Source organism: Flavobacterium muglaense, assembly GCF_014305155.1.
GTDB lineage: Bacteria > Bacteroidota > Bacteroidia > Flavobacteriales > Flavobacteriaceae > Flavobacterium > Flavobacterium muglaense.
On record NZ_JACRUK010000093.1, the window covers coordinates 1 to 4,992 of the forward strand.

At 31.8% G+C, this 4,992-nt stretch carries 10 protein-coding genes; 6 read left to right on the forward strand and 4 right to left on the reverse strand.

Features of this window, described 5'->3' with window-relative positions:
* The 6 genes from H8R24_RS17680 to H8R24_RS17705 form a co-directional block, all read left to right on the forward strand.
* Window positions 1-1,115, forward strand: a 1,115-nt coding sequence (locus H8R24_RS17680) for a replication initiation protein (RefSeq protein WP_222621512.1), incomplete at its 5' end; no start/stop codon positions are given.
* 25 nt (window positions 1,116-1,140) lie between these two features.
* Window positions 1,141-1,344 carry a DUF2683 family protein gene (locus H8R24_RS17685; RefSeq protein WP_187021746.1) on the forward strand — a complete coding sequence of 68 codons (204 nt, stop codon included), beginning with the start codon at window positions 1,141-1,143 and terminating at the stop codon, window positions 1,342-1,344.
* A 73-nt stretch (window positions 1,345-1,417) separates the two neighbouring features.
* Window positions 1,418-1,735, forward strand: coding sequence for a hypothetical protein (locus H8R24_RS17690; RefSeq protein ID WP_187021743.1), 318 nt, complete (start codon window positions 1,418-1,420; stop codon window positions 1,733-1,735).
* Window positions 1,736-1,772: 37 nt separating this feature from the next.
* On the forward strand, window positions 1,773-2,000 hold the full coding sequence (locus H8R24_RS17695; protein ID WP_187021740.1) for a hypothetical protein: 228 nt from the start codon (window positions 1,773-1,775) through the stop codon (window positions 1,998-2,000).
* A 27-nt stretch (window positions 2,001-2,027) separates the two neighbouring features.
* Entirely contained in the window at window positions 2,028-2,201 is a 174-nt protein-coding gene (locus H8R24_RS17700; RefSeq protein WP_187021737.1) for a hypothetical protein, read from the forward strand.
* Window positions 2,202-2,203: 2 nt separating this feature from the next.
* Entirely contained in the window at window positions 2,204-2,482 is a 279-nt protein-coding gene (locus H8R24_RS17705) for a virulence protein (protein ID WP_187021735.1), read from the forward strand.
* Window positions 2,483-2,558: 76 nt separating this feature from the next.
* On the opposite strand, the gene H8R24_RS17710 is transcribed toward H8R24_RS17705, so the two are convergent.
* From H8R24_RS17710 to H8R24_RS17725, 4 genes are all read right to left on the reverse strand, one after another.
* Window positions 2,559-3,011, reverse strand: coding sequence for a hypothetical protein (locus H8R24_RS17710; RefSeq protein ID WP_187021732.1), 453 nt, complete (start codon window positions 3,009-3,011; stop codon window positions 2,559-2,561).
* A gap of 11 nt (window positions 3,012-3,022) precedes the next feature.
* On the reverse strand, window positions 3,023-3,859 hold the full coding sequence (locus H8R24_RS17715; protein ID WP_187021756.1) for a relaxase/mobilization nuclease domain-containing protein: 837 nt from the start codon (window positions 3,857-3,859) through the stop codon (window positions 3,023-3,025).
* Complete coding sequence (locus H8R24_RS17720) at window positions 3,849-4,190, reverse strand: plasmid mobilization protein (RefSeq protein WP_187021754.1); 342 nt, start codon at window positions 4,188-4,190, stop codon at window positions 3,849-3,851. The genes H8R24_RS17715 and H8R24_RS17720 overlap by 11 nt, the downstream gene beginning before the upstream one ends.
* A 399-nt stretch (window positions 4,191-4,589) precedes the next feature.
* A complete protein-coding gene (locus H8R24_RS17725) occupies window positions 4,590-4,736 on the reverse strand; it encodes a hypothetical protein (RefSeq protein ID WP_187021751.1) in 147 nt (48 codons plus the stop codon).
* Window positions 4,737-4,992 lie beyond the last annotated feature (256 nt).

Consider the following 4,992-nt stretch of genomic DNA (forward strand, 5'->3'; position numbering starts at 1 on the left):
TTTTTTTTTTTAAAGTAAGTTTTTATATATACCTTTGTGATTCAATTATATATGAAATGGAGAATAAAAACAATACTCAAGTAGCTTTACCTTTTGATTTTAAAGGGAAAGATATAGATTTATATGTTCGTCAACATTATCAAGTAACGTTCGCAAGGCAAAAAAAAGTGAGTGTTCTAGCTAAAAAAGTAATGGCAGGTGTTATTTCTAAGATAGATATAAAAGACAAAACATTTAAAAATTATTACCAATTTCATATTACTGATTTTATACAAGAAGGACAAGACGAACGAAGCTTTTATAAAGAAATAAAAAAAGCATTTAAAGAGTTGGCGGATATGAGTGCTTTCATTGAAGATTACGACAGAAGTAAGTTCGCTGTAAGGCATTTTTTAAACACTTCTGATGTTCGATGCGGTTATGATAATGGCACAATAACTATTGTTTTAAATCCGCTTTTAGCACCTTATTTTTTATCGTTAGCACATTATACAAATTATCAATTAAAATGGTATATGACTTTTTCTTCTTGGTATTCTATGCGAATTTATGAGCTTCTATCTGCTTATAAAGACACTGGATATTATGAAGTCGACATAGATAAATTTCGTTCTTTGATGGATTGTGATGGTAAGTATAAAACCAAATCCACAGGAAAGTATAATGATACTCTTATGATCTTAAAGACTACCGAAGAAGCCTTAATTGAGTTAGAAAGTACTGATTGCGCTTTTACTGTCGAGCCTATTAAGGATAAACCGAAAGGTGCAAAAGGCAGAAAATCGATAATAGGATTAAAGTTTGTTTTGAAAAAAACGAAGCTTACCCATGTTCCCGAAGATTGGCGAAAACTTCCCGAGCACGCTAAATTATTAGATACATTAATGGTTAAATATCAGGTTTCTGAAATAAATGTTGTGAGATACAGTAAAGCAATCGGATTGACTGCAATAAGAGATTTAGTGAAAAGTTGGAATGAAAAACAACTTTCAAAAAAACCAATAGCAAATCCGTTGTTTTACTGCAACAAAGTATTTGTTTCAATGGGAAAAGATTCTTTTGAAAACAAAGAAATATTGAAAAAACAACTTCAAAAAGAAGCAATTGGAAATTAATTAATTTTGTAAAAATTATAACACTATGGAAGCGATAATATTACACCCTAAAAATAAAACCCAATTATCTATTTTGAAAAATTTAGCAAAGGAAATGGGGATGTCTTTTGAAACAAAAAAAGAAGAAAGTATTCTAGAGAATATAAAAAACGGATTAGAAGAAATGCAATTAATTAAAAAAGGAAAGTTAAAAACCACGTCAGCTAAAGATTTTTTGAATGAATTATAAAATAGAACTCTCCGAAAACTTTAAAAAAGAAGCTAAAAAATAGCCAAAAAAAATGATCTAAAAAAAGAGAAACATGTTAGATAATATGATTGATTTATGGGCAAAAAAGAGTTTAGACGAAAAGGTTTATAACTATTGTCAAGTCAATAAAAACCATATTTTGTCAATTGATTTTGAAGACGATATACAAATAAACTTAATTAACGGCGTAACCTATTTTGCTTTTTATGATGTATTTACCTCGATGGATTCTCTTGGGTTAGTCGGTGATGACTTAGATATTATATCCTTTGTAGATGGCTTTAAAAAAGAAAACCCTGATTTTGATATGGTAAAATATAGAAAAGAAAAAAGTGAAATAGAAAATAGACGCCGTGCGTTTGAAGAATAAAAAACATTATAATGGAAAATATTAAAAAAGGATACTTATGAGTCGTTCCTATATAAAAAATAAAATAGTTGGTTACACAAAAAAGGAAACTGAAAAGCGTGATAAAACCATAGCAAACAAACGATACCGTCGATTGGTAAAGGTTAGAATAGCTAAAAGAAGTGAAGTTTTACCTTTGGTCAGGGAAGTTTCAAATGTTTGGACGTTTGATAAAGACGGTAAACATTACTATCCTGAAATGACAAAACTGGAAATGAGAAAATAAACTAACTTTGTAAAAAATATGTTAATCATGAAAACAGGAGATAAAGCCATTGCAGACCCAAAATTAACGGGGTTAGATACTTGGGTTAAAGGCGAGGTAATAGACGTTGAAATTAACCCTTTTAAAGGTGTTGTTATTGCTATCAAAGATAAATTAGGACGTATATTTTTTGGAGAAGAAAAATATTTTAAACTAGCTTAATTATGTTTGCGATAAGTTTTGATATGGTCATTGTTGACCTGAAAAAAAATTACGGAGAACCGTATAATAATGCTTATTTTGAAATAGGTAAGGCATTAAGGAAATACGATTTTTTTAGTACTCAAGGAAGTGTTTATTTATCTACAAATACGGATATGGCTAATTTATTTCGTGCAATGAACGAATTAAAAAAGATTGCTTGGTTTAAAGATTCCGTCCGAGACATCCGTGCTTTTAGAGTAGAGGATTGGTCTAACTTTACCGATTTTATGAAAGAATAAGTTCCCTCGATTTTTGAAAAAGGTTTTTTTGGAGCTCAAAAACCTTTTCCGAAAATGAGGATAGCGAAGCGATTATTTACTGCTTTTCTTTCCAAACTTTAAAGCTTTCATTTGCCTTTGGGTTCTCCGTTAAAAACTTAGAAAAATAGTTTCTTAGTGCTAATTCCTTAGCATCTGCTACCTCGTTAGCTTTTTGAATTTGTTTGAAAGAATACCCCAACATTCCCACCCCCGAAATAAAAACAGTAAAAACAATCCCTAAAACCAAAGGGGAAAAATAAGTGCTTTTAAGTGCTGATTTTATTTGTTCCGCTCCGTTTACACATCCTTTTTCTAATCTTTCATTCAGATGTTCAAATTCAGTTAAATTAGGTTTAAGACTAATGTTTTTAAGGCTTTCAATTTGATTTTTAAACTCATTTATAAAAACAGTTCTTTCTTTTTCGGACTTTTCAATATTCTTTTGATGCTCTGATAAAGTGTATTCTAACACTTTGGCCAATTGCTCATTTGTTGCTTTTCCTTTCATTTTTTTTATATTTAATACCCCATTCCTTTAGATTGTTTGTAAATTAAATTTGCCACTTTAACAGCTATGTCTTTGGCTATTCCTGCCACGTTTATAGCCAAAGGTGGGGTAAGTTTTGCCGATGGCGCAAAAGACACTCCTGACTTCGCTAAATCGGGGATTCCAACCCCTTTTTTGATATCGGAAGCTTTGAAGGTTTCCAAGCTTTTTTTATCTGTGAATTTCAACCCTTGAAGTTCTCCTTTGTTGTTCCTCGATTCAATTACATCAATCCCTCTTTTATTCATTTCCTTTTGGAATTCGGGGAAAGTTTTAGATGCATTTTTAGATTCTTCGTAAGCCTTAAAAATTCTATCTCTCGTTGGTTTGGTTGAAATTTCTTTCCCTTGTGTTACTTCTTTTGCCGTTTTTAAACCTCGGTCTTTTGCTAATTTTTCCGCACTTTCGTGGGCTTTCAAATGAATGTTACTGTCGTTCAAAGCCTTTCCATTACTGTCTATTCTATTAGCAAAAATATGAATGTGTTGCTGTCCTGTGCTCTCGTGAACCGTGGCTAAATATTGGTTTTTATCCAAACCTAAATTTTTCAAATGGTCTTGGGTTAACTCCTTGAGTTCTTCGGTCGTGAATTTCTTTTCATCGCTAGGAGAAAGAACAATTGAAACACAATTGTTATGGCAATTCGTATTGCTCTGCTGGACGAAACGCATTTCGCTTAACATTTCGTTGCCGTTCTCTCCAGCAAGTCCGTTGCTGTCTAAAATAAGAGCGTCGCCCATTTCTTTATCGCTCATAATGTAATCGATACTTTGTGCGCTTCCTCTCACCGCCTTTGCTTTACTCACCATTTTCTATAATTTTCAAGTGCTTCATAATTTCCTCTTTTACTTCCAAGATTTCCGAGTGCAAATGTGCATAGTCTTTTTGCTTGAAGGCATTCGATATCCTCGAAAAATTGAAAAGGAAATTTTTCAAAAGCATATAAGCTTCCATTTGCTCCGAAGTCGGGGGCGGTTTAATTTGTTTGTTAAGTGCAGCAGCTCGCAAAAATTCCGAAACGGACATTCCGGCTTCTTCCGCTTTGGCTTGCAAAAGCTTCTTTTCAAAACTAGAAATCCGAATAAGGATCTGTTTGGATTGTTTGTTTACTTCGCTTAAAATTTGTTCCGGACTTTTCATTTTTTATGTTTTCTGTGTAGCTCCTTTTTCCGACCGAGGGGAGGAAAAACAAGAGGTGTAGGTATAGGAATTTCGGAGCGAAGCGGAGAAATGTATATACATACACATATCTTGACCTACTAAACTTTTAAATTTTTTATCCTACACTCGCAAATCTATAAAATATATCCATATATCGAACCAAATCCCCCTAATATTCAAAAAAAAGTCCGAAAAAGAAAACCATATCCCTGGTCCCGAAAAATGAACCAGGATAAAAATTATTTATGAAACTGCACCGTTCCACAGATTCAAAAAAACAGTCTAAAAAACTAAAATCGATTTTAAGACTATTTTAAAGCTTTATTTTTTTCAAGCAATACATTTTATCAAAAACACAAAATAAATCAAAATACAGCCTTATTTAACCCCAAAAATCGACCGCCCCGCCCCCCTTGGTGTGTTCTTTTTCTTTTTCTTTTTTGTTTTTTTGTTTTTCTCAGCAGTTTTCTTTTTCGGACTTTTCATTCCCTTTTGGATTTTTTTCAGTTGAAAATTTTTCTCCATTCCAACCAAATAAAAGACCGAATTTTTTTAAATATTTTCAAGGGGAAACTATATAGTGTTTTTTCTATATAGTTATTATAAGGTAGAAAATGAGAAAACTTACTTTTACCCCACAGAAAACTTACTTTTACCCCGATTAGCCTTTTAGAAAACTTACTTTTACCCCGAAACAAACTTACTTTTTTTTTTTAAAGTAAGTTTTTATATATACCTTTGTGATTCAATTATATATGAAATGGAGAATAAAAACAATACT

What these genes read in the sequence shown, in the direction of transcription:
- H8R24_RS17725 (WP_187021751.1), bottom strand. Translation starts at nt 4,736, where the DNA reads ATGGAGAAAAATTTTCAACTGAAAAAAATCCAAAAGGGAATGAAAAGT.
- H8R24_RS17715 (WP_187021756.1), bottom strand. Translation starts at nt 3,859, where the DNA reads ATGGTGAGTAAAGCAAAGGCGGTGAGAGGAAGCGCACAAAGTATCGAT.
- H8R24_RS17705 (WP_187021735.1), top strand. Translation starts at nt 2,204, where the DNA reads ATGTTTGCGATAAGTTTTGATATGGTCATTGTTGACCTGAAAAAAAAT.
- H8R24_RS17720 (WP_187021754.1), bottom strand. Translation starts at nt 4,190, where the DNA reads ATGAAAAGTCCGGAACAAATTTTAAGCGAAGTAAACAAACAATCCAAA.
- H8R24_RS17690 (WP_187021743.1), top strand. Translation starts at nt 1,418, where the DNA reads ATGTTAGATAATATGATTGATTTATGGGCAAAAAAGAGTTTAGACGAA.
- H8R24_RS17695 (WP_187021740.1), top strand. Translation starts at nt 1,773, where the DNA reads ATGAGTCGTTCCTATATAAAAAATAAAATAGTTGGTTACACAAAAAAG.
- H8R24_RS17685 (WP_187021746.1), top strand. Translation starts at nt 1,141, where the DNA reads ATGGAAGCGATAATATTACACCCTAAAAATAAAACCCAATTATCTATT.
- H8R24_RS17700 (WP_187021737.1), top strand. Translation starts at nt 2,028, where the DNA reads ATGAAAACAGGAGATAAAGCCATTGCAGACCCAAAATTAACGGGGTTA.
- H8R24_RS17710 (WP_187021732.1), bottom strand. Translation starts at nt 3,011, where the DNA reads ATGAAAGGAAAAGCAACAAATGAGCAATTGGCCAAAGTGTTAGAATAC.